We start from the raw sequence: 24306 nt of genomic DNA on the forward strand, positions 1-24306 counted from the left end.
AGCAACTGAACATTACTTCAAGCCTCTTTTAATTAGTACTTCTATAGACTAGCCATGTCTTTTTTGATTTGAGTAGTTGAAATGCCCTCTGTTCTTGGAAGGTATATGACCTCGCAATATTCCTTTAAGAAGTCAAACTTCCCTTTCCAGTCATCACCGATGACAAACGTGTCAATCCCGTACTTTTTGATATCTGAGATTTTTTGTTCCCAGTTTTTTTCTGGAATGACTTCATTTACAAAATCGATTGTTTCTAAAATGAATTTTCGATGTTCATAAGAGTGATGCGATTTTTTTTGTTTTTGCAAATTAAACTCATCTGTAGACAAGCCTACGATTAAGTAATCACCGAGGTCTCTTGCTCGTTCAAGCAGCTTCATATGTCCGTAGTGAAATAAATCAAATGTTCCGTACGTTATCACTTTCTTCATTAGATAACATCACCCTTCCAACCGTTTTCAACTGAGAGTGCCAGAAAAAAACAAAAAACTTAACAAACTGTTTATAATTTCGACATAAATTTTACGTACCATTAATAATGAACAATAATAGCATAAGTTCCTATAAAAGTTAAGGCTCTTTAAAAATGTCAATTGCTAATAATTTTTGGGATAAATATATGTTGATGTATAAAATTTACAGGTCCAATGCTTTATCTCTTTTCATTATACCAAGTTTTCGTTCATGGAAAAATTGATTCTTTTGTCATGATTTTTAGTGAAACGATTTGCTTTGTGTTACGTCATTTATTTTGTAAACCCTCCTCACATTAATTCATCGTCAAAACGTGAAGGAATTGTAATGTGAATGTTAAAAGTTCCTAAAGATTTTTGTGGTATGATAGGGTAAGATGTTTTCAGGTAAAGTGATGAATTATGGTCTTTACTTAAACTATACGAATGACACATGTTTTTTATAGACATATAGATGAAAAGGAGGGTTGACATAATGCAAACGAAACCCATTAATCAATTAGATTTTGTAGACGGTGAACTGAATTCATTTGTATCCCATTTGGAAACTTCATATTTGGATCAGGCCAAAGGAGCGTTTATTGTTACGGCAAATCCCGAAATTGGATTTGAAGCAATGCAGAATCCGCGGTATGAAACAGTTCTTTCGTCTGCTGATTTTATTTTGCCGGATGGCATTGGTGTTGTTATGGTCTCCAAGTTGATCGGAAAGCCACTTCAATCCAGAATAGCCGGCTATGATTTGTTTACGTCCTTGTTGGATAAGGCTCACCAAAAGAAAAAGCGTGTTTTCTTTTACGGTGCAGCAAAACATGTTATTGAGCAAACAATCGAACGAATCCGCCGTGATTATCCTGGAGTTGAAATTGCGGGCTACTCTGACGGCTATGTCAAGGATCAAAGTGAAGTGGCAGACAAGATTGCTGCTGCAAAGCCGGATATGGTGTTTGTCGCGTTAGGTTACCCTGTTCAGGAGTTCTTTATCCATAAATACCGGCATTTATTCCCTCAAGCTGTAGCAGTAGGGCTCGGGGGCAGCTTTGATGTGTTTAGCGGCAATGTAAAAAGAGCGCCGTCGTTTTTTATCCGTTTTCACCTTGAATGGATGTACAGGCTGATCACCAACCCATCGCGCTGGAGAAGAATGCTTAGCATTCCTAAATATGTTACAGCCGTGCTGAAGCATGAACGAGCTTCAGCCAAGCCGCAATATACAGGGCAGATTAAAGATCAATCACGCCACTTGTAAACGGTCTTTAAAGGAGCTATATTTTTAATGAAATATAAGAATCATTCGCTGTATCTGCGGACAATCTCTGACAGCAGAATAGAGCTGATGACAGGATGAAACTTCAATCGATGTTTGCGTTTTTTTATTCTTTGGCCATAAAAGTCATTGGCGCTTCACTCTTTTGGATAAAACCGGGGAATCAAATGACACTGCTTGTCTCTTTTCCTGATAATGCCCGTGCCCTATTAAAGGAATATCAGGAGGGACATTATTCATTTCACATTAATGTGCTGCTTACCCAGCACGCCAAGTCACTGGCAGATGAATTCCCGGCACTCCCTGTCTCAGTTATTAATGAAAAACATCCGCTTCATATATGTAAAGCGGTCTTTTCTATGCTGAGCAGTAAAGCCGTGGTTGTTGATAATTATTTTGTTTTAACAACTGTTTTGGCCAGCCGGCCGGATATTGAGTGCATACAAGTCTGGCATGCGAACGGAGCGTTTAAGCGCTTTGGATTAAAGGATATCAATACTCAGAATCGTTCCCGGTCTGACGTGAGACGCTTTCGTAAGGTATATGCTTCATATGACCGGATTGTCGTCGGTTCTGAACACATGGCTGACATATTTAAGGAATTTTTCGATATCACAGAGGATAAATTTCTTAGATTTGGCGTGCCTTTAACTGATGCTTACTATGAGGCCGGCAAAAACGGTCATGAACTTAAATGCAAACACCATCTGCCGGCAGGGAAAAAAATCATTCTGTATGCCCCGACTTTCAGGGACCATCAGTTTGAAAGCTTTTCGCTGCCGTTTTCAGAAAAACAGCTGGCATATGATTTAAAAGGAGAATTTTTGCTTGCGGTAAAATTGCATCCTGTTATGAAACAATCTGCAGATTTACCTGTCAATAATGAGTGGATAAAAGATGTATCAGATCTCCCTCTTGCAGACCTATTAAAAATGAGCGATCTGTTAATATCGGATTACTCTTCAGTTCCTTTTGAATTTGCTCTGTTGGACAAACCCATTCTGTTTTATGCGTATGATATGGATGCTTACGACAAAACACGCGGCTTGATTAGAAATTATGCAGAGGTGATACCTGGGGTGCCTTGCAGTAATTCAGAAATGCTCCTAGAACAGATAAAAGATATAAACAATCTTCAATCTGAAGTGGAGCGTTTTTCCCGTGAATGGAATTTGTACTCTAAAGGGAATGCCAGCAAGCAGCTTTTAAGCTATATAAACAAGAAATCATTCTGATCTTTATATATAATAGAGATCGTTATTGCAAATAATATGAAAACCCTTTATAAAACATTATGAGTTGTGGTAAGGAAGGAGTCATTTTATGATTTATGCTGAGATTCTAGCCGGTGGAAAAGGTTCCCGCATGGGAAATGTCAATATGCCAAAACAGTTTTTGCCGTTAAATAAACGCCCTATTATTATTCATACGGTTGAAAAGTTTTTATTAAATGACCGTTTCGATAAGATTTTGATCGTTTCACCTAAAGAGTGGATTAACCATACAAAAGACATTTTAAAAAAATTCATTGGAAACGATGAGCGCCTGGTCGTGGTGGAAGGCGGAAGCGACCGCAATGAATCAATTATGAGCGGCATCCGTTATATAGAAAAAGAATTTGGCATTCAAGATGATGACGTGATTATTACGCATGATTCTGTGCGCCCGTTTTTGACTCATCGCATTATCGAGGAAAACATTGATGCTGTTCTTCAATATGGCGCTGTCGATACAGTCATATCAGCTATTGACACAATTATCGCTTCAGAAGACCAAGAGTTTATCTCTGATATCCCTGTACGCGATAATATGTATCAGGGACAAACACCGCAAAGCTTCCGCATCAGCAAATTAGTCGAGCTTTATAATCAGCTGTCAGATGATCAAAAAGCCGTACTGACTGACGCTTGTAAGATCTGTTCGTTAGCAGGTGAAAAAGTGAAGCTGGTTCGCGGTGAAGTCTTTAATATTAAAGTAACGACACCATATGACTTAAAAGTGGCAAATGCCATTTTACAGGAGCGAATTTCACAATGATTAATCAAACGTATCGTTTAGTTTCTGCCCGACAGTTTGAAGTGACGTATAAAGATAAAGTTGTCCATTCAGACAAGGTTGTTGTCCGGCCAACCCATTTATCCATCTGCGCTGCCGACCAGCGATATTACACTGGTTCCCGCGGCAAAGAAGCTATGGATAAAAAACTGCCGATGGCCCTGATCCATGAAGGAATCGGAAAAGTGATGTTTGATCCGACCGGCACTTTTAAAGTCGGAACACGGGTTGTCATGGTTCCGAATACACCGGTTGAAGAGCATGAAGTGATTGCGGAAAATTATCTGCGATCCAGCAGATTCCGTTCCAGCGGCTATGACGGTTTCATGCAGGATTACATGTTTATGGCCCCGGATCGGCTCGTTGAACTTCCGGACAGCATTGACCCGCATGTAGCTGCTTTTACCGAGCTAATCACCATTGCAGTTCACGCGCTTTCCCGATTTGAACGGATGGCGCATAAGAAGCGTGACACATTCGGTGTCTGGGGGGACGGAAACCTCGGATTTATCATGACGCTTCTTTTGAAGAAGAAGTACCCGGACAGCAAGGTATTTATTTTCGGAAAAACGCCTTATAAACTTGAACACTTCTCTTTTGTTGACGCGGCTTATCAAATTAACGACATTCCTGAGGATGTAAGAATCGATCATGCCTTTGAATGTGTAGGCGGACGCGGCAGTGAAAGTGCGATTGAACAGATCATCACCCATGTCCATCCTGAGGCATGTGTAGCGCTCTTAGGCGTATCTGAATACCCAGTTGAAATCGAAACCAGAATGGTGCTTGAAAAAGGGATTACGCTGATCGGCAGCAGCCGCAGCGGACGCGAGGATTTTGCCCGTACTGTAGACTTTTTAGCTCAATACCCAGAAGTGGTTGATTATTTAGAAACATTAGTCGGCGGACGCTTCCCGGTACGCAGTATTGAGGAAATTACACACGCGTTTGAAGTAGATTTGACTTCATCTTGGGGAAAAACTGTTATTGAATGGGATATTTAAACAGTGAAAACATTCCTTACACGAATTATAAAAGGAGTATTCGGCACTGCTTATAAACTATTGAGCGCTTTATTACCAGTACAGCATAACAAAGTTGTCATAGCTTCCTATCGTGAGGATCATTTAAGTGATAATTTTAAAGCAGTCTATGAAAAGCTGAAGCAAGATCCGTCTCTTCGCATTACCCTGCTTTTTCGTAAGATGGAAAAAGGGTTGATCGGACGAGCTTCGTATTTGCTTCATCTTTTCAGCTCTTTATATCATCTTGCCACATGCCGTGTGCTGTTATTGGATGATTATTATTTTCCTTTGTACGTTGTGCCCAAACGAAAGGAAACAGTCGCCATCCAGCTTTGGCATGCTTGCGGTGCGTTTAAAAAGTTTGGCTACAGCATTGTGAACAAGCCGTTTGGGCCTTCTTCCGATTACTTGAAGATCGTTCCTGTGCATTCTAACTATGACTATGCAATTGTCAGCGCACCCGCTGCTGTTCCGCATTTTGCTGAAGCTTTTCAAATGGAGCAAGAGCAGATTTTGCCGCTTGGTATACCTAGAACGGATTATTTTTATGATCAAGAACATATTCGCACTGTTCAAGATGAGTTTGATCGGGCTTATCCTGAACTAAAGCATAAGAAAAAGCTTTTGTATGCTCCTACCTTTCGAGGCAGCGGACATCATCAAGAGGGTTACGCTACCCCGCTTGATCTGCTACAATTAAAATCAGCGCTAAACCATAAAGATTATGTCGTCATGCTCCATCTTCATCCGTATATGCGCCAGCACGCGCGTCCGGAAGAGGATGATTTTGTGCTGGATTTATCCGATTCGTACTCTTTGTATGATTTGATGGCAATCTCTGATGGACTGATAACCGATTATTCTTCAGTCATTTTCGAATACAGCCTGCTGAAGCGTCCGATGTATTTTTACTGCCCGGATTTAGAAGACTATTTAGAAGAACGTGATTTCTACTATCCATTTGAATCATTTGTGCCTGGGCCGATTTCTAGGGACGCTACATCGCTTGTTCGAGACATCGAGAATGTGCACGAAGCTGATACGAAGCGGATTGAAGCTTTTTCACAGAAGTTTATTACCCATCAAGACGGCAAATCTTCAGAGCGGGTAGCCGATTTTATTTCATCATTTTTAACATCTGGTGCCGATTAGGAGAAAGTGAGGTACAAAGTGAAGCTTGCCAGAAAGATTAAGAACAGACTTTTCAGATCAAGAAAAAACGTGAAAAAAGAAAATACAGCTCTGATTGTTCATCCAACAGATAACAGAGTTTTTTCTCTTTTTGATAAAACGAAGCGTGTCGAAGAAAATCAGCAAGTGCCTGTCAGAAAAATTTCTGAGTTTTCTTGGAATGGGTCGATCCTTAAGATTGCGGGTTATATGTATATTAAGGGCCTGCCTCTGCAAAAAGAGGATCAGGTTCGCAAACGTTTATTATTGGTGAACAACGGTGTTTTATTCACAGCTGTTTCGTTGCGCGATTGTCCTGTAGAACAGTTATCCATCAATACTGCAAATGTGCCTGAAGCCTATAAATGGGCAGGATTTTCACAGCAGATTAACTTTTCTAAATTGATGAATGACAAGCCTCTTCCACAAGGCGAGTATAAGCTATTTCTCGAAATCGAGGCAGTCGATGACCAAAATATCAAACACCAGGAAGTGCATACGGTCGGAAATGTCAGCAGTTTCCTCTCTAATGATGTGTATGCGACAAAGATGGAATTTCATTCAGCTAAAAAGCTGATGAAGTTCAATTTGATTGTCAACTATGATGAGAGCGAAAAGACGATTAATTTGTCTTGCAACAAGCTTCAGGAAATTGATCCAAGCCTGTTAGAGCTCGATACCGGGAAAGAAGCAAACCGCTTTTTACGCAAGCTGAATACGAGCTTGTTCCATTTTGCTTATGATGTGTTCCGCCTGCTTCCAATTAAGCCGAACAAGATCGTATTTGCTTCTGACAGCCGTCTTGATTTGACAGGCAACTTTGAATTTGTTTACGAGGAACTGCTGAAGCGGGAAGAAAACTTTGATTTTAAATTTTTCTTAAAGAGCAGCATACGTGACAGAAAAAGCCTGTCTGAACTCATGTCAATGGCTTATCATTTTGCGACTAGCAAAATCATTTTCATTGATGATTTTTATCCAATTATTTATCCGTTAAAAATTCGGAAAAAGGCCGAACTTGTCCAGCTGTGGCATGCTGTCGGCGCATTTAAAACGTTTGGTTACAGCCGAATCGGACTGCCGGGAGGACCGTCGCCGCATTCGAAAAACCACAGAAACTACACGAAGGTTATCGTCAGCTCTGAAAATATACGGAAGCACTATGCAGAGGGCTTTGGCGTGGACATTGAGAACGTGATTGCTACCGGTGTTCCGCGAACTGACTTCTTCTTTGATGAAGCGAAAAAAGCATTTGTGAAGGAACGTCTTTATACGGAATATCCGTTCCTTAAAGATAAGAAGGTTATCCTCTTTGCGCCTACTTTCCGCGGAAATGGGCAGCAATCGGCTCATTATCCTTTTGAGGTGCTTGATTTTGACCGTCTGTATCATGAGTTAAAGGATGAATATATCTTCTTATTTAAAATACATCCATTTGTGCGGAACGACGCCAATATCCCTTATCAGTATAGCGATTTCTTTTATGATTTCTCTTCTTTCAGAGAAATCAACGAGCTATTGCTTGTGACGGATGTATTGATTACGGATTATTCATCAGTATGCTTTGAATATGCTTTATTAAATAAACCGATGATCTTCTTCAGCTACGATGTTGATGATTATATTCGGAAACGCGATTTCTATTACGATTACTTTGACTTTATTCCGGGTCCGCTTGCAAAAACGTCTGATCAAATGATTTCTATTATTAAAGAAGAAAAGTATAACTTCGATCAAATTGATTCATTTGTACATTATTTCTTTGATGATCTGGATGGTAAAGCAAGTGAACGTGTCATTGATCAAATTGTTTTCCCTCAGGAAGAGGAACCATTAGAGGATAAAGTTCTTAAAAGATAATGATAAAAACACCTTTTGCCGCGGCAAAAGGTGTTTTTTTATTTATAGATACTCCGGAACATCATAATACAGCGTGTATCCATCCAGCAATGAATACAGGCTGTACATGCGGTTTACTTGTTTGTATGCCCAGCCGATGTCTGTTGCGTATTGGTGTGCAGCTGTGGCTGACCATCTCATCTTGTATAGCGTATCTTGATTGTAGGCTGTGTTATGAATGTAGGATGTGCCTATGAATTTGGCGCCCCCGATAATGGCGGCTTCTGGAGTGAACCAGCCTTGCTCGTATGCGTATTTGGCACCGTAGTAGTTCGGGTTGCTATCGTATGCGCCGATTCCGTACATGTTATAAACGGTCTTTCCGTTATAGGTTAAACCATTGGCCAGTACGGACGTTCCGTTGCCTGTTTCAAGGAGAGCGTGTGAGATTAAATATAGCTCGTTGATGCTGTACTTATTTGCGGCATCGATAAATGCCTTTGCTTTCCCTGTCAGGATGCCTTTGCCCGCAAGCACTTTCTGATTGACCTCGGCAACGCTGAGGCCGGCTGTCTGTGACAGCTTAAGAAATTGGAAGTAGTATTTGCTGTCCATGGAAAAGTTGTTTGGGTCAACGTATTGTCCTACTTCATCACTGCTAGCGTTTCTCCACCCCATATTGATTTTAGCCCAGCCGTTTGTCTGGCCGATGATTCTCACTTTATCACCTTTTTTTAATTGGCCGATGACGTTCGTCGGACTGACTGCCGGTGTTGACCGGATGTTAAGGACATCAGCTGTGACCGTTGAGGTTGCAGTATTGATATATGTGAGTGATACGTAAGCTGCACCGTCGGTTTGCGGGCTGACTTTCATTTGTTTTTGAACCATATCACGTAGCGATAGATTATAATTCGTTTTCATGATTTGCGGACCGTTTTTGATTTTTACAGTGGATGATGTCCATCCATATAATTGCTTCAGCTTCGCTGATGCCGCTAAGGCTGCACTATTGCCTGTGAATTGCTCGTTAAGGCTAATTTTATAAAGCGTGTTGCTTTTGGTTGTGTAGTTCGCGCTTAACTGTTGAGCTTTAAAGTAGTTCAGTCCATTGTTCAATGCTGTTTTGCTGCTAAGCTGAGATGTCAGGATTTTGTATTGTGTATATGCTGTCGCGCCTGTTTTCGCGGCCGTGCCAGAGGCGTTATTTTTTTTGAGAAAAGCAAGTACACGATCGATGTCCTCTTTGTTGATGATCGCCTCAGTGGTGATTTGATATTTACTTCCTGTTGTTTGACCCGTTTTTTTGCTGGCGGCTGAAATTTGATTCGATTTAAAAAACGTTATGGCTTCATTGACTTTTGCCGCTTCCAGCAGAGATTCAGTTGTAATTTTAAATGTGTTAGCAATTTGTTTTTTTACTGTTTTTGCTGTAGCACTCAGCTTATTTTTCTTTAAAACGTTCAAACCTTTTGTAACTTTTGTTTGGTCTGTTGTTTCTTCAGAAATGAGCTGATATTGGTTTTCGGTTGTTTTTCCAGTCGCTTTTTTCGTTGCCTTTACTTTTTTCTGTGTAAAGAAGGCCGCAGCTTTGTTGGCCTGCTGCTCACCTAATATCTGTGCAGTCGTAATTTGATAGGCAGATGACGTTGTCGTTTTTTTCACGGCAGATGATGTGTAATGCCATTTTTTCTTTTTGAAGAATGCATGGACCTTTTGTAGCTGCTGCTTCGTCAAATTTTTCATGTTTACAGTATATGATGTGCTTTTGCCAACCTTTTGATAATATCCGGACACCCCAGTGTTTTTCTTGATTTGGCTGACGGCGTCCTTCACTGTATTCAGCCCTTTGAAATAAGCCGATTGGACATTGTATACGTCCGCTGTTGTTTTTTGATTGATTGACTTGTAGCTTCCCGTAATTCCGGTGCTTTGTTTCAGCTGCTGTAACAAAGTCTTGGCATTTGCTTCGCCTGATATAGGGGCTGTTGTAAACGTGTAATAGGCTTGGCCTTTCACTGTTTCTTTTAACGATGCCTTCAGTCCCGATTCTTTTTGGAATGCATTTTTAACTTGCGCAGCCTTGCTGTCTCCGATCATAGCGCCTGATTGAATGCTTGTTACAGAAACTTCATGTGTAACGGGCTGATACGTGCTTTTTATCCCCGTTTTCTTTGTCAGGCCTTGGATAAGCTCCTTGACCTTCATCTCATCTGCTATTTCCGAGGTAACCACGTTCATGTAAAACTGGGCTGTGCCGGACATTTTCACAGCGCCGGTGACACCTGTTTCCTGCTTAAGCTTGGCCAGCAGGGTGTTTGCCTGTTTTTCACTTGATATTGCGCCGGACGTGATGGTCATATACGGCTGTTTGCTGCCGACTGGACTGGATGTGCCTGTAATGGCTGTCTGCTTTGTCAGTCCGCTCAGCAAAGTTTTAGCATCTGCTTCGCTATGTATGCCTGTAGCGGTAATCTGATAAGTTGCTGTTGTGCCTGAAGCCTGATAGGATGCATCCCAGCCTGTGTCTTTTTCGAGTTTGGCAGCAGCCTGAGAGGCTTGGGTTTCTGTACTGAATGTTTTTGCCGGCTCCACCTTATAAATCGAGTAGTCCGTATACGCTGCAGCCTGTGCTGAGCCGGTTATGGTAAAAAAGGCAAGGGACGCGGCGGACAGAAGCATCGGTGCAATTAATCTCTTTTTCATTCCTTCTCCTCTTTCTTATTCAATGAGTATATAAAACTAGTTTATTTATCGGCACGCGTATGCTCTATTTATAGGTCAATCCATTCCATTTTTGAAAAATAAAAAAAACTTAATCTCAAAGTGAGATTAAGTTTACATGTGTGACACAATCAGTGTGCATGTGCCTTTAATTGTGAAGTCGGACATATTGTAAGGCAAAATAAAATGATCGCCCTTTTGAAACGGGCATGTTTCTTTTCCATAGGTAAGCGAACCGCTTCCTTCTATTACACTGCATATCAAGAAGCTCTCATCCTGCGAAAGCTCAGCCTCTCCATCAATATCCCATTTATAGACGGAAAAGTATTCCCCTTGGACAAACGTTTTAATTGTTATTCCTTTTCTTGTTTCGGTTGATTCGTCTATATATCCGTCCACATGGGGAACGGTCGCCGCGTTAATGGCTTTTGCAAAATGAAGCTCCCTTGGCTTGCCGCTTGTTTCGAGACGGTCATAGTCGTAGACCCGATATGTGGCATCTGAATTTTGCTGGGTCTCTAACACAAGTGTCCCTTTACATAAAGCGTGTATCGTACCGCTCGGCACATAATAGAAATCACCTGGCTTAATCTTGATTCTTCGCAGCAGCCCTTCCCAGTCGCCGCTGTTAATCATTGTGACAAGCTCAGTTTTTGAGCGGGCCGTATGTCCGTAAATAATTTCTGCGTTTTCTTTGCAGTCAATAATATACCAGCACTCCGTCTTGCCGAGCTCCCCCTGTTCATTCTCTCCAGCATAATAATCATCGGGATGGACTTTGATCGACATATCTTCTTTTACGTCCAGCAGCTTCGTCAGTAACGGGAACCGGTCTCCCTCCACGCCTCCGAACAATTCCCGGTGCTCATCCCAAAGCTCGGTCAATGTCTTTCCTTTATACGGGCCATTCGCAATAGTGCTCGGTCCTTTTGGATGAGCGGAAATGGCCCAGCACTCCCCTGTTGTTTCTGATAGAATGTCATACCCGAAGGCATCGCGTAAAGCGGTGCCGCCCCAGATCTTTTCTTTAAACACTGGCTTGAAAAAAATCGGTGATTGCGTCATGATCCGTACCCCTCCCCTTTAAATGGCTGATCATTATTTTCCCGATGCGTGCCCCTTACAAACGCCCGTATGTCTGTCTGCTTTTCAATGACAACATATGTACAAAGCATGATGTATCCATGACCCCTTTTGAGAAAACGCTTCCTTTTTATTATATCACTTTGAAAAGAAGGTTTGTTTCAGCCTTTTCCTTATGAAGAATAATTCTCCTTTTTTGATACAAATTAAGAAGAACCGTCAATATGTTTTATAAAGGGGAGAAACTATGCAAATCGACTCTGATCTCCAGCGTAATGTAGAAACATTGAAAAAAAAATTGGGGCAAAACGACGATATTATGTTTTATACGTTTTCTTTCGGAGACAGCAGACAGAAGGCTTGCCTGCTGTATATTGACGGTTTGACAGAAAATAAGCTTCTGGCGCAATACGTCATTTCTCCCTTACAAAAAGAATCGTTAGCTCAAAAAGATGGCTTAATTGAGGATTTATCCGCTTTCTTCTTCGGCTATCATCACAGCGTTGTTTCTACAATAAAAGAAATACAGCAGCTCATTTTTTCCGGACATACCATTTTGCTGGCTGATGGTTACAGTGCGGGGCTGGCATTTGACACAAAAACATTAAAGTCGCGCAACCTTGAAGAGCCTTCCTCTGAAATCGTGGAGCGCGGGCCGAAAATAGGCTTTATTGAAAAACTGCGGACAAACACGGCGCTTTTGCGAGAGCGGACGAGTGACCCTAATCTCGTTATAAAAGAAATGACAATAGGCAAAAGGACGAAAAAAAAGATAGCTGTCGCTTATATTCAGGATATTGCCCCTGATTATGTCGTAAAAGAAGTGTTTAAACGGCTGAAATCCATCACGACAGATGATTTGCCGGAATCAGGCACACTTGAACAGCTCATTGAAGATGAACCCTTTTCAATCTTTCCTACGATTTTAAGCACAGAACGCCCTGATCGTGTAGAAAGCTCATTGTTAGAAGGACGGGTCTCTATATTAGTGGACGGTACACCATTTGCATTGATTGTACCGGCAACGGTGGATGAATTTATTCATTCACCGGATGATTACAGCCAGCGCTGGATTCCAATGTCTCTTATTCGTTTGCTTCGTTATTCAAACATCCTGATTACCATTTATTTGCCTGGCTTATATATTTCTCTCGTTTCCTTCCACACCGGCCTTTTGCCGACGAGAATGGCTATTTCGATTGCAGGCAGCAGGCTGAATGTACCCTTTCCGCCTTTTGTCGAAGCTTTTATTATGATATTTACGATAGAACTGATCAGGGAAGCCGGTTTAAGACTGCCAAAACCGATCGGACAGACGATTGGGCTTATTGGAGGCGTTGTCATTGGACAGGCAGCCGTACAGGCGCAAATCGTCAGCGCACTGATGGTCATAGTTGTATCAATTACCGCATTGGCATCCTTTACTGTGCCTTCATACGCCTATAACTTTCCGCTGCGGATTATTCGCATTGCGGGTATGATAAGTGCCGCGATGCTTGGCATGTATGGCGTCATCATGGTCTTTCTGTTTGTGATCGGCCACTTGATGCGACTGAAAAGCTTTGGCCAAGATTACATTATTCCCATAATGGCACAGCCCGGACAAGATTTAAAGGACACTGTGATTCGCGTCCCTACCCTATTTTTAAAAAGAAGGCCGACCCGCAAAGACACAAAAGATAAAATCAGACAAAGGTGATGGCTATGATGCAATCAGAGGACAAGCTTACATTTATGCAGACGCTTATTATGGTAAGCAGTACAATGATCGGTGCCGGCGTCTTAACCCTTCCCCGCTCAGCAGCTGAAACCGAGAGTCCTAGCGGCTGGATTATGATCCTACTGCAGGGCGTTATTTTTATTATTTTTGCACTACTTTTTTTGCCTTTTCTTCAACGAAACAGCGGAAAAACAATTTTTGAGCTCAACAGTATTGCTGCCGGAAAATTTATCGGTTTCTTTTTGAATGTATTTATTACCCTTTATTTTATCGGTATCGTATGCTTTCAAGCCCGGGTCTTGGGAGAGGTTGTCGCATTCTTTCTATTAAAAAACACGCCGATGGCGGTTGTCATCATTATATTTCTGGCGGTTGCCATCTATCATGTGGCCGGAGGTGTTTACCCCATTGCGAAGGTATATGCGTATATCTTTCCTATCACTATTATTATTTTTCTGATGCTTCTGATGTTTAGCTTTCGTTTGTTTCAATTAGATTTTATCCGACCTGTTTTTGAAGGCGGTTATCAAAGCTTTTTCTCTTTATTTCCTAAAACCCTTTTATATTTTTCAGGATTTGAAGTCATTTTTTATCTCATTCCCTTTATGAAAGATCCGAAGAAGGTAAAAAAAGCTGTCGCTTTGGGCATTGCAACCTCGACTGTTTTCTATAGCATTACCTTGTTTATGGTCATTGGCTGTATGAGTGTGGCTGAGGCTAAAACAGTGACGTGGCCGACCATTTCACTCATCCATGCATTAGAAATCCCAGGGATTTTTATTGAACGATTTGACCTGTTTTTACAGTTGACTTGGACAGCGCAGCAATTCGCCTGTATGCTCGGTTCCTTTAAAGGCGCGCATATCGGATTAACAGATGTTTTTCATCTGAAAAATAAAAACAATCCGTGGCTGCTTGCTGCATTGCTGGCTGTTACATTTTTCTTCACAATGTTACCTGACGATTTGAATGCCGTGTTTTATTACGGTTCACTTCTCGGATATGCATTTTTAGGTGTTATTATCATACCATTTCTCATCTGGTTTTTGAGCTGGGTACAGAAGAAGCTAGGGAGGGGTCAGCTGCAATGAAGACAATAATAAAGCTTGCAGCAATGGTTCTGATGCTGCAGCTACTCTGCGGATGCTGGGATGTCAAAAATATTGAAAAACTGTCTTTCGCCAGGGGACTTGCTATCGATGAAACTGATGACCATCAGTATAAATTAACCTATCAAAACCTTCTTCCCCAAAGTGAAGACAGTCAATCATCAGGAAAACCGGAATTTGTCAATGTGACATCCCACGGGAAAACCATTCTCGAAGCGGTCAGTGATGTTTCCATCAAGGACCCTCCTATCTATAGTGACCATTTAAAAGTGATTCTTTTGGGAGAAAAGCTACTGAAAAATCAAAATATAGATCAAGTGTTCAACCATTTTATCCGGGACGATGAGCTGAGGCGAAGCAGCTATTTGATGGCAGCTAGAGGGAAAGCGGGAGAAATTTTCACGAAAGGAATTCCAAAGCAGCAGCTGACGATGCCTTCCGAAAAACTGATTGATCTGACAAATAACAGCGGATATAACGGGAAAATTATGATGCCGCTTCGCATCGGGAGAGCTTCTATCTATTGCCAAAATGGCCACAGTTTTCTCATTCAAGCCGTAAAAAACCAAAAGGGAAAAGCAAAGTATGACGGGGCTGGCATTATTAAAAGCGGCAGCAATACACTCGTCGGATTTCTTTCAGCGGACGAAACACAAACACTGACATGGGTCATGGGGACAATCCAAGGCGGCGTCATGCCGGCGGAAGAAAAAGGACGTCCGATTACATTTGAGATTAAGAAGTCCAAATCAAAAATCAAACCTGCCATTCAGAATGGAAAGCCTGTCTTCCATATTTCTGTCAAAACAACAGGCATTCTGACAGAAGATCAAAATCCAAAGGAAAACTCTTTTAGCGAGAGCTATTTGCGCAAACTGGAAAACATTTTTGAGCAAAAGCTGAAGCACGATATCAAGCAGATTATGGATCAGCTGCAGCATACGTATAAAGCAGACCCTATCTTTTTATCTGACTACATTCGGATACAATACCCGGATTACTGGAATAAAGTAAAAGGGCATTGGGATGAAACGTTCACTGAGGCGGAGTTCACATACGATATTTCTTTCAAAATCATTAATTTTGGAACAGTTGGGAGGTAAGCAGCAAAAAGGGTGCGCCAATTGGCAGCACCCTTTTGAATATGATTTACGTTTCCACTGTCTGCTGTTTACCTGTCGATCCTCCCTGTCCGTTTTTGTCCCTTAAATCTTGCTCAATTTCTTCAAGGCTTTTTCCCTTCGTCTCTGTCACTTTAAACCGGACAAATAAGAACGCCATGATACCGATCGCGGCATAAATCAGGAATAAATAACTAATGCCGATCGCTTCCATTAATATTGGATAGGTGAGTGAAACAATCAGTGTCCCAACGTGCAGCATCAAAGTCGATACACCGGTACCAATTCCTCTGACATGGAGCGGGAACAATTCAGGAAGCATCACCCAGACAACCGGGCCCCAGCTGACGGCAAATACAACGATAAACACGCCTAAGCAAATGACTGTCGTCCAAGATGCGGCCGGGGTGTTATCGAAAAAGAGATTCACCATAGCCAGGATGATCAAGCTGATCACCATGCCGGCATTCCCGAATAACAGCAGCGGTTTTCTGCCGACTTTATCAATGATTTTAATGGCGAGAAGAGTCATCAGAACATTCACTGTTCCGATTCCGACCGTTCCTAAAATAGAGGCGGAGTTTCCGAACCCAACGTTTGTAAAGGTCTTCGGCGCATAATAAATGATTGTGTTCGTACCGATAAATTGCTGCAGAAACGCCAGTCCCAGGCCGGCAATCAGAGCGGGACGCACCCATGGATCGAACAGCTCCTTCAGACCGCCTTCGTCCTCTTTTTCCGCTTCTTGAATATCATGAATTTCCTGATCAATATCCTTTGTGCCACGCAATTTTTCGAGAACCTTTTTCGCTTTATTCTCTTCGCCATTCGTAAACAGCCAGCGCGGGCTCTCCGGCATAAACAAAATACCAATCAGCAATAGCAATGATGGCACGGCAGCAAGTCCAAGCATCCAGCGCCACGCTTCCGCATCGGCAAATATGTAATTGACGATATAGGAAAGCAGGATGCCGACCGTAATCATCAGCTGGTTGAGGGACGATAACGCACCCCGTTTCTCTTTTGGCGCAAGTTCAGACAAATACAGCGGCACGATCGTTGTCGATGTTCCGACTGCCAGTCCCAGAAGGATTCTAAACAGCACCATCACTCCTGTATTTGGTGCAAGCGCAACACCCAAGCCGCCTATACAGAACAGCAGCGCGGCAGCCATAATCACTTTTCTTCTGCCAAAGCGGTCCGTCAACTTGCCAGCCGCTCCGGAACCGAGTATCGCTCCGATTAATAAGGAGCTGACAACAAGTCCCTCTGTAAAGGCATTGAGGCCTAAATCCTTTTTCATAAATAAAATGGCTCCCGAAATGACGCCGGTATCATAGCCGTATAAAGCGCCACCAAGAGCGCCGAAAAAATAAAGCCATATATTTGACTGCTTCTTCATAGAAATGACTCCCTTTCTCCTATCAGTGATCCAATGGTACTGTCCACGGAGTTTTTTAGAAATCTATTAGCCTATTTTTCTGACAAGTAAACCTATGCAGACGTACAAACATCACATATCCATTAATTTACTGGCGTTTTTTTCAACTTTACCGAAACATTTTTTTCCCCAGCGGCGTCCAATATAAGGTGATTCAGCACATTATCATTCATCTTAAAAAACAAAAACATATAAATATAGGAATTTTTATCGAATATTGTCTTATCAGGAGTTGCCGTATGGCAAAATGAATGGTACGCTTCAACTATTAATGAAACGAGAGGTATGGATATGGAAGAACGATCACAGCGTAAGAAGAAAAAGAGACGTCTGAGAAAATGGGTTAAATTATTAATTGGTTTTATTGTTATTTTAATAATTGCAGCTGGTTCTATTGGTACCTACGCTTATGTAAAGTTAAACAATGCAACAAAACATGCACATATTGATTTAAATGATAATGGTCAATCAGTTAAACGCATCAAAGAATTTGACCCAAAGAAAGACTCATTTACAGTATTACTCTTAGGTATTGATTCAAGAGTTGCAAAAGGTGAGACGGTTGATGATGCTCGAAGTGATGCTAATGTCTTAGTTACTTTTAATCGAAAAAATAAAACAGCAACAATGTTAAGTATTCCCAGGGATTCTTATGTCAACATTCCCGGTTATGGTTATGATAAATTTACACATGCACACGCATATGGAGGGGTAAAACTCTCAGCAAAAACTATTGAAAACCTTCTAGATATACCAGTCGACTATGTTATAGAAGGTAATTTTGATGCCTTTAAAGACGTCGTTGATGAATTACATGGAGTCAGTATAGATGTGAAGAGCGAAAAAATCGCTAATCAAATTAAAAAAGATACAAAAGGAAAAGTCGTCTTAAAACCTGGCGTTCAAACTCTAAATGGTGAAGAAGCGCTTGCATATGTAAGGACACGTAAAGCTGATACAGATTTCCAACGAGGACAAAGACAGATGGAAGTCTTAGATGCTATAATAAAAAAATCTAAATCATTAAGCTCTATTCCAGCATATGATGATATTGTTGATAGTTTAGGGAAAAACCTTAAGATGAATTTATCTTTAAATGATGCAATCGGTTTATTTCCTTTTATAACCTCTTTAAAAACAGTTGATACTGAACAGCTTACTGGTTCTGATATTTATCTCTATAGCTCTCGTGAGCGGAAAAAACTTTATTATTTAAAACTTGATAATGAAAAGTTGGAAGAAATAAAAACGAATTAAAGAATGACATAAGTAATTGATTTTAACGGAATGGTCTTTACCATTCCGTTTTTTTGTTCTTATTGTTGAAAAATAGGATCGTAAGGTTTAGCCTTGACCTATACGATTTATGTTTCGTATGAAAGCTGAACATACTACACGAAGCAGTTTCATTTTTAAGGAGGTTTCCCCTACATATGAAATTAATAGCGATTGATTTAGACGGTACATTACTGAATAAAGAAAGCATTATTTCTGAGGAAAACAGAGCGGCTATCAAGCGGGCGCTTGATGCAGGCATCCTCGTTACCATTTGCACAGGAAGAGCAACGTTTGATGTTAAAGCGCTGCTGGAAGACTTGGATATCCCCATCATCGCGGCAAATGGCGGAACGGTTCATGACAAAGGCTACCGCCTGATCAGCCGGACATTAATGGATCAAGAGGCCGGCAAAGCGATCGCTGATTACCTGCTCTCAAAAAATATTTACTTTGAAGTATATACTGACGACCATCTGCTTTCTCCTTTTGACGGCGAATCTAAGCTTCAAGCAGAGCTTGATATTTTAAAGAGCGCAAACCCAAACGAAAACACGGATGAATTGTGGCAAGGGGCCATGACTCAGTTCAAGCAGTTTGGCATCAAACCAATCCCGCATATCGAATCAATTTTTGACGGCAGCGAAAACATTTACAAGCTCCTTTGCTTCTCTTTTGATATGGAAAAACTGAGACATGCGAAGGAAGAACTGAAGCATCATAAAAAACTGGCACAAACCTCTTCCGGAAAGCACATTATCGAAATTCTCCCAGCCTCTTCCGGCAAAGGGCGCGCATTGACTGAGCTTGCCGGCAAATACGGAATTAAGACGCAAGATATCTATGCGATTGGTGACAGCCCGAATGATTTATCCATGTTTGAAGTGGCAGGACACCGAATTGCCATGGAAAATGCGATTGATGAACTGAAAGAAAAAAGCACTTACGTGACGAAAAGCAATGATGAAAATGGCGTGGCCTATTTTATAGACCAGCTTCTTTCCGGCCAATATGCATAAAAAAAGACTCCAGTTTCTCTGGAGTCTTTTTTTATTGCACCCGAATACCTCCCGCGTATTTATCTTTCCAATACGTGCTCGTATTCATATTCGTAATGGTTACACCATTTGTTAATGTGACATGAACGACTTGCCCATTTCCGATATAGATGGCCGGGTTTAAGCTTGTTGATTGGAAAAAGACAATGTCGCCAGGTTTCAGATCAGCCTTATCAACCTTTGTTCCCGCTTTATATTGGCCAGTCGCGTATCGGGGCAGTGAAATGCCCGCCGCTTTCTCGTAAACATATTGGATAAAGCCAGAAGTATCAAAACCTGTTTCCGGAGAAACCCCGCCCTTTTTGTAAGGAACTTCCCCGATATAAAGCGTCGCCTTCGACACAATCGGATTTTCTTTCGGAATCGTCAGGTTGTTAAAGCGGCGGATGCCTGTCATCTTAGATTTCCAATAATCCTCTGATAAGTAGGAAATGGTTACTTTTTCTGACCTGCTCGCCTGAATAAATCTTCCTCCGCCAGCATAAATCCCGGCATGTGAGATTCCTTTTTTGTACGTGTTGCTGAAATAGACGACATCGCCGGGCTTTATGTTCTGTGGCGCCACCTTCTCGCCCACTGCCCACTGCTGCTCTGCCGATCTCGGCAGATATATGCCAAGCGCCTGTTTAAAGACATATTGCACAAGCCCTGAGCAATCAAAGCCCTCTGACGGTGTGCTTCCGCCAAAGACGTACGGAATGCCGAGGTATTTTTCGGCCTCCTGCACAACAGAGACATCAGCAGTTGCCGGATCGGCAGCAATTCGTTTCGCCCCAATGTAAGAGCCGCTCCAATAGCTGCTTTTTTCGTAATTTGTGACAATAACACCTTTTGATAGCGTGCTGTGAATCATTTGCCCGTCTCCAATGTAAAGAGCGGCGTGTGTCGGTGCAGTCCCGCTGCTTCCCGCTTTTTTGAAAAATAAAATATCACCTGGCTTTAGATCTGCCGGTTTTACTGCTGTCCCGACTTTTGACTGGTCGTTCACCGATCTCGGCAGATGAATATCAGCCTGACCGAAAACATATTGAATCAATCCAGACGAATCGAAGCCTTCTTTCGGTGTTTCACCGCCGTATTTATACTTATACCCAAGCCATTTCTTTGCTTCACTGATGACCAGATCAAATTTTGTATCAGCCTCCGCAATATCCGCTTTTGTCATAATAGGAACCAAAAAACAAATCATAACGGCCACAAGCAAAAACTTCTTCCAGTTTGCCAGTGTGTTCACTTTTACTATCTCCTCCTCTATTTGCAGTTTTAACATCGGTATTTTTCTAGATATGTTAAGAGACTTTTTCATATTTTCACAGAATGAATATGCTGGCTTTCGAAATGGCAAATAAAAAAAGAGAATGTCTCGAAAGACATTCTCTTTTTTTATTTGTTATTTAGCGGCGTTTGCCGTTTCTTCCTGCTGTTGAATTTTATGAATTTCCGTATCGATTTTCTGCTTTTCCTGATCAGTCAGCTGATCGTTGAATTTGAAAGCTGACATAAACATAAACACGACTGCAACGGCAACAAACGGCCAGATGGCTTTGACAAATTTCATCTTATATCACTCCATTATTTAGAATTTAGTTTGTCACTGTGATCGACATCAAAAGTCAGTTTTCCGTCTTCTACTTCCCATGCAAAATTAGAGTCTTTCGTCAGTTCGCGAATAATTGTTTTCTGTTTCAGACTGCCTTTTTTAACAGGGGCTGGTGTCGCTTCATGGATATCAATCGGCGTTACCTCAAAGTGCCCCGTTCCATTTTTCTTTAAATGATACTGCACCAGCGCACTGTCTCTAGTTCTTGTCCAGCCTTGGTCAAACACAAAGTTCCCCAGACTGTAGAAAATGACGGTGCCGTTATAGACTTCGATCGGTTCAAGGACGTGCGGGTGATGGCCGACAATAATATCAGCACCTGCATCAGACATAGCTCTTGCCAATTGGCGCTGGCGGTCATTCGGATCATTATCATACTCTTGTCCCCAGTGTGACTGTACAACTACGACATCCGCATGTTTTTTCGCTTCTGAAATCATTGGGATAAAGATTTCCGGATCTGCGGGAAGTACGCCCGGTGTATTCTTTTTAGCCGCAAAACCTTTGCCGGATACATCCGTGAATCCAAGGGTTGCGATTGTTACCCCATTAACTTCTTGGTATGAGATATTCTTTTTCGCATCGCTCAAGCTGTATCCAGCCCCAACGATATCGAGGTTATGTTTTGAAAATTCTTCAAGTGTATCTTTCATACCCTGTGCGCCGTAATCCATGGCGTGGTTATTCGCGCTGTTAAGGACCGTGAAGTTCATATCCTTCAGGACTTTTACTGATTCCTTGTTTGTCTGCAGATGAATTTCTTTTTCTGCTTGCTTATAGTTCTTTTTATAGGTTACCGGGTTCTCAAAGTTTCCAGCTACGTAGTCTGATGCTTTAAAGATAGGCTCAACGTATTGAAAAATACTGCTTACCCCTTTTTGTTCCGTTACTCTTTCAACATAGCGCCCCATCATAATATCGCCTACAAATGAGGCTGAAAGAACGTCATCTGAATAGGTTTTAACCTTTGGCGTCTCTGCTTTGCCTGCCCACATAAAAGCAAACATGAGGACAAAAACGATCGGAATCGCGATAAATACGTGCTTATTGGTTTTCTTTTTCTGCTGTTTTGTCAGCTTCAGTAGCTTTTCATGAAAGCTCAGTTCTTTTTTCATCGTTTGACACACCTTACATTAAATTAAGTAGTAAACAAACATGATAGCAAAGGTCGCTCCGCTCAATAGCAGCGTGCTTCCGAACGTAATCGTTAACCCTTGTTTTTGAATGGTATTGGCAATTAAACCCGGTACGATAATGCCGATTCCTCGAAATTCTGCGATTTCAAATGGCACAATCGGGTATAGAAAATCAAAGGCAATTTTCAGGACGATCCCTGTAATCAGCATGGCAGCGAATTTTCTGCGTCCATACAAAATCATAAACTTGGATAAACCGAATTTCACAATGACATAGGTGAGCAAGCTGACTAACAATACGAGTAAGATGAAGACCGGCTGATTAAACACAAGTCCTAAATATCCCGGTACAACAAGCCCTGCCGGCACAATCCCTGTTTTTTCCGCAAAAATTAAACTGAGTAGTACACCTAAAATTAGTGCAATGTATAAATCTGATCCGAACATGTCTGCATTTCCTCCTAGCTTACGAGCTGCTTAACCTTGTATTCGTGGATTTTTTCAATTAATGGCTCTGCGGCACCATGAATGTTGCCGACGCCATATATGACACGGTTGTGCATTCTTTTCTTTAACAATTCCATGATTTCTTCCGTTGATTTGTACTCTAGATCATGCAGTTTGTCTGCAGGAATTTTACCTTCTTCATATGCTTTTACAATTGGTTCTGTTGTTTCACCGATTAAGATCAGTTCACTTGCTTCAATATAAGGCAATACGTCATTTGCGAATTGCTGTGTCCGATCCACCCGGTCTGCGCGGCAGTTCATAATGATGATCGGATCATCGGTTGGGTAACCGATTTCTTTTACACGTTTCCATATATTCAAAGTAGAAGAAGCGTCGTTTGCGGCAAACCCATTAACAAAGTGCCCAGGCTCACTCGGACTGATCAGCGGAAGAATTCTCATTGCTCCCGGATCTGGCGGCGCATTCAGCATTCCTTTAAACGCTGTTTCTTCATCAATGCCGAGTGCTTGAGCCACACCCAGTGCGAGAGAAGCGTTATCAGGGAATACCATATATTCAAATTTACGAAGATATTCATCAGTAATTTTCGAGTTATCAGCAATGATGACTTTTGTGTTACGCTCTTTGGCTTTTTGTTTAAAGAACTCGGTATATTCACTATCTGTAATGACAAGATGGCCATTATAAGGAATAGTAGCCGTAAACGCTTCTGCAATTTCATCAAGCGTCGGCCCCATAACATCCATATGATCTTCCAGCACGTTTACAATGACGCCGATATTGGCTTGAAGAAGTTCTTCCTGAAAGATAATTTGATAGTCCGGATTAACGGCCATACATTCACTGACGAGGGCGTTGGCTCCTCTATCTACCGTCTCTCTCATGACTTCTTTTTGTTCACCAATATTGGGTCCTTGAGGTTTCCGTTTAATTGGCTTTTCCTCCGGTGTATCCCAATAGATCATTCTTGCGTCCGTTCCTGTCGTTTTTCCGACAGTTTTGTAACCGGCTTCTATTAATATTCCGGTTGTCAGCCTTGTCACAGTGGACTTTCCTCGGATGCCGTTAATATTCACTCGAACAGGGAGGGCATCAATGTTTTTCTGATGTCGCCGTTTTTCTAATATTCCGATGACCAGTATGACAGCACAGGCTATAATGAGTAACCACATTGCTTATCGACATCTCCTTCTATATTGTTGTAAATTCATTCATCAGTATATAGAATCACTATGAATTCTCAATCGGCATTATGTAACATAATCTCCCCTAATCTACTGAGCCAAACTTCTCTTTTGAAAGAGATTTTATACCCACAAGCCGTTTTCTTTTTTTGGAAATTGACAGGACTTACATCTTATCGATTTTTTTAACACCAAAAAGGAATGCGCTTTCATTTACCAAATGATTTCCTTCTAGACGTTTAGTCACACCTTGAATGTTCAGTTTAATATGCATTTCAAATCAATCTTTTTTCCAGCCCGGTATATCAGGCTTTTGCTGATACAATGCATGTTTCCGGTTCTTATGAACACAAAATTATATTTGCCTGTTTCTTAAGGATAAGGTCATAATGTCGTCCTTTCTGCACGGAATAGACAATATTAGGCCCATACCAAATTGACTACTGGCCCCGGCAATAAAAACGGCAAACAAACAGGTCCAGGTTCTCTAACATAATTAAACATTTTCTGGGCGGATAGTCTTTTCTGTTTTATCCTATTTACAGGTCTAAACGC

Annotated in this window: 19 protein-coding genes and 1 pseudogene; 11 read left to right on the forward strand and 9 right to left on the reverse strand. The window is 41.5% G+C overall.

Annotation, left to right across the window (positions count from 1 at the left end):
• Positions 1 to 41 precede the first annotated feature (41 nt).
• Positions 42 to 431 carry a glycerol-3-phosphate cytidylyltransferase gene (gene tagD / locus HC660_RS18060; RefSeq protein WP_168748887.1) on the reverse strand — a complete coding sequence of 130 codons (390 nt, stop codon included), beginning with the start codon at positions 429 to 431 and terminating at the stop codon, positions 42 to 44.
• A 517-nt stretch (positions 432 to 948) separates the two neighbouring features.
• Here tagD and HC660_RS18065 point away from each other — a divergent pair.
• The 6 genes from HC660_RS18065 to HC660_RS18090 all read left to right on the forward strand — a co-directional run bounded on the left by HC660_RS18065 (position 949) and on the right by HC660_RS18090 (position 7850).
• The gene (locus HC660_RS18065) at positions 949 to 1722 is read left to right on the forward strand and encodes a WecB/TagA/CpsF family glycosyltransferase (RefSeq protein WP_168748888.1); all 774 of its coding nucleotides are present in this window, start codon (positions 949 to 951) and stop codon (positions 1720 to 1722) included.
• Between the two features lie 95 nt (positions 1723 to 1817).
• Positions 1818 to 2975 carry a CDP-glycerol glycerophosphotransferase family protein gene (locus tag HC660_RS18070; RefSeq protein WP_168748889.1) on the forward strand — a complete coding sequence of 386 codons (1158 nt, stop codon included), beginning with the start codon at positions 1818 to 1820 and terminating at the stop codon, positions 2973 to 2975.
• 88 nt (positions 2976 to 3063) lie between these two features.
• Positions 3064 to 3777, forward strand: a complete 714-nt coding sequence (locus HC660_RS18075) for an IspD/TarI family cytidylyltransferase (RefSeq protein ID WP_168748890.1) — start codon at positions 3064 to 3066, stop codon at positions 3775 to 3777.
• Positions 3774 to 4799, forward strand: coding sequence for a ribitol-5-phosphate dehydrogenase (locus HC660_RS18080; protein ID WP_168748891.1), 1026 nt, complete (start codon positions 3774 to 3776; stop codon positions 4797 to 4799). The genes HC660_RS18075 and HC660_RS18080 overlap by 4 nt, the downstream gene beginning before the upstream one ends.
• Positions 4800 to 4802: 3 nt before the next feature.
• Positions 4803 to 5972 carry a CDP-glycerol glycerophosphotransferase family protein gene (locus tag HC660_RS18085; protein ID WP_168748892.1) on the forward strand — a complete coding sequence of 390 codons (1170 nt, stop codon included), beginning with the start codon at positions 4803 to 4805 and terminating at the stop codon, positions 5970 to 5972.
• Positions 5973 to 5990: 18 nt separating this feature from the next.
• Positions 5991 to 7850 carry a CDP-glycerol glycerophosphotransferase family protein gene (locus HC660_RS18090; RefSeq protein ID WP_168748893.1) on the forward strand — a complete coding sequence of 620 codons (1860 nt, stop codon included), beginning with the start codon at positions 5991 to 5993 and terminating at the stop codon, positions 7848 to 7850.
• A gap of 42 nt (positions 7851 to 7892) precedes the next feature.
• On the opposite strand, the gene HC660_RS18095 is transcribed toward HC660_RS18090, so the two are convergent.
• Positions 7893 to 10535, reverse strand: a complete 2643-nt coding sequence (locus tag HC660_RS18095) for an N-acetylglucosaminidase (protein WP_168748894.1) — start codon at positions 10533 to 10535, stop codon at positions 7893 to 7895.
• A 132-nt stretch (positions 10536 to 10667) separates the two neighbouring features.
• Positions 10668 to 11618, reverse strand: coding sequence for a mannose-6-phosphate isomerase, class I (gene manA / locus HC660_RS18100; protein WP_168748895.1), 951 nt, complete (start codon positions 11616 to 11618; stop codon positions 10668 to 10670).
• Positions 11619 to 11883: 265 nt separating this feature from the next.
• Between manA and gerBA the strand changes: the two genes are divergently transcribed.
• Genes gerBA through HC660_RS18115 form a run of 3 tightly spaced genes read left to right on the forward strand, consistent with a single transcriptional unit; the run spans position 11884 to position 15568 of the window.
• Positions 11884 to 13335, forward strand: a complete 1452-nt coding sequence (gene gerBA / locus HC660_RS18105) for a spore germination protein GerBA (protein WP_168748896.1) — start codon at positions 11884 to 11886, stop codon at positions 13333 to 13335.
• A gap of 5 nt (positions 13336 to 13340) precedes the next feature.
• Positions 13341 to 14447, forward strand: coding sequence for a spore germination protein GerBB (gerBB, locus tag HC660_RS18110; RefSeq protein WP_168748897.1), 1107 nt, complete (start codon positions 13341 to 13343; stop codon positions 14445 to 14447).
• Complete coding sequence (locus tag HC660_RS18115) at positions 14444 to 15568, forward strand: spore germination protein GerBC (protein ID WP_168748898.1); 1125 nt, start codon at positions 14444 to 14446, stop codon at positions 15566 to 15568. Before gerBB ends, HC660_RS18115 begins: the two co-directional genes overlap by 4 nt.
• Before the next feature lie 46 nt (positions 15569 to 15614).
• Here the strand turns inward: HC660_RS18115 and HC660_RS18120 are convergent, their stop codons facing one another.
• Positions 15615 to 16994 carry a sugar porter family MFS transporter gene (locus HC660_RS18120; protein WP_280525856.1) on the reverse strand — a complete coding sequence of 460 codons (1380 nt, stop codon included), beginning with the start codon at positions 16992 to 16994 and terminating at the stop codon, positions 15615 to 15617.
• Between the two features lie 324 nt (positions 16995 to 17318).
• Between HC660_RS18120 and HC660_RS18125 the strand changes: the two are divergent.
• Positions 17319 to 18304: pseudogene (locus HC660_RS18125) on the forward strand (LCP family protein).
• 156 nt (positions 18305 to 18460) lie between these two features.
• The gene (locus HC660_RS18130) at positions 18461 to 19321 is read left to right on the forward strand and encodes a Cof-type HAD-IIB family hydrolase (RefSeq protein ID WP_168748901.1); all 861 of its coding nucleotides are present in this window, start codon (positions 18461 to 18463) and stop codon (positions 19319 to 19321) included.
• A 31-nt stretch (positions 19322 to 19352) separates the two neighbouring features.
• Here HC660_RS18130 and HC660_RS18135 read toward each other — a convergent pair whose 3' ends face one another.
• The 5 genes from HC660_RS18135 to pgsB form a co-directional block, all read right to left on the reverse strand.
• Positions 19353 to 20594, reverse strand: coding sequence for a gamma-DL-glutamyl hydrolase (locus HC660_RS18135; RefSeq protein WP_168748902.1), 1242 nt, complete (start codon positions 20592 to 20594; stop codon positions 19353 to 19355).
• A 156-nt stretch (positions 20595 to 20750) separates the two neighbouring features.
• Positions 20751 to 20918, reverse strand: a complete 168-nt coding sequence (edmS, locus tag HC660_RS18140) for an extrachromosomal elements maintenance protein EdmS (protein ID WP_010332114.1) — start codon at positions 20916 to 20918, stop codon at positions 20751 to 20753.
• 14 nt (positions 20919 to 20932) lie between these two features.
• On the reverse strand, positions 20933 to 22075 hold the full coding sequence (gene pgsA / locus HC660_RS18145) for a capsular polyglutamate synthetase PgsA (protein ID WP_168748903.1): 1143 nt from the start codon (positions 22073 to 22075) through the stop codon (positions 20933 to 20935).
• Positions 22076 to 22093: 18 nt separating this feature from the next.
• On the reverse strand, positions 22094 to 22543 hold the full coding sequence (gene pgsC / locus HC660_RS18150; protein WP_010332116.1) for a poly-gamma-glutamate biosynthesis protein PgsC: 450 nt from the start codon (positions 22541 to 22543) through the stop codon (positions 22094 to 22096).
• Between the two features lie 14 nt (positions 22544 to 22557).
• Positions 22558 to 23739, reverse strand: coding sequence for a poly-gamma-glutamate synthase PgsB (gene pgsB, locus HC660_RS18155; protein ID WP_010332117.1), 1182 nt, complete (start codon positions 23737 to 23739; stop codon positions 22558 to 22560).
• Positions 23740 to 24306: the final 567 nt, after the last annotated feature.

This window comes from Bacillus mojavensis, from assembly GCF_012648005.1.
Classification (GTDB): Bacteria; Bacillota; Bacilli; order Bacillales; family Bacillaceae; genus Bacillus; species Bacillus mojavensis.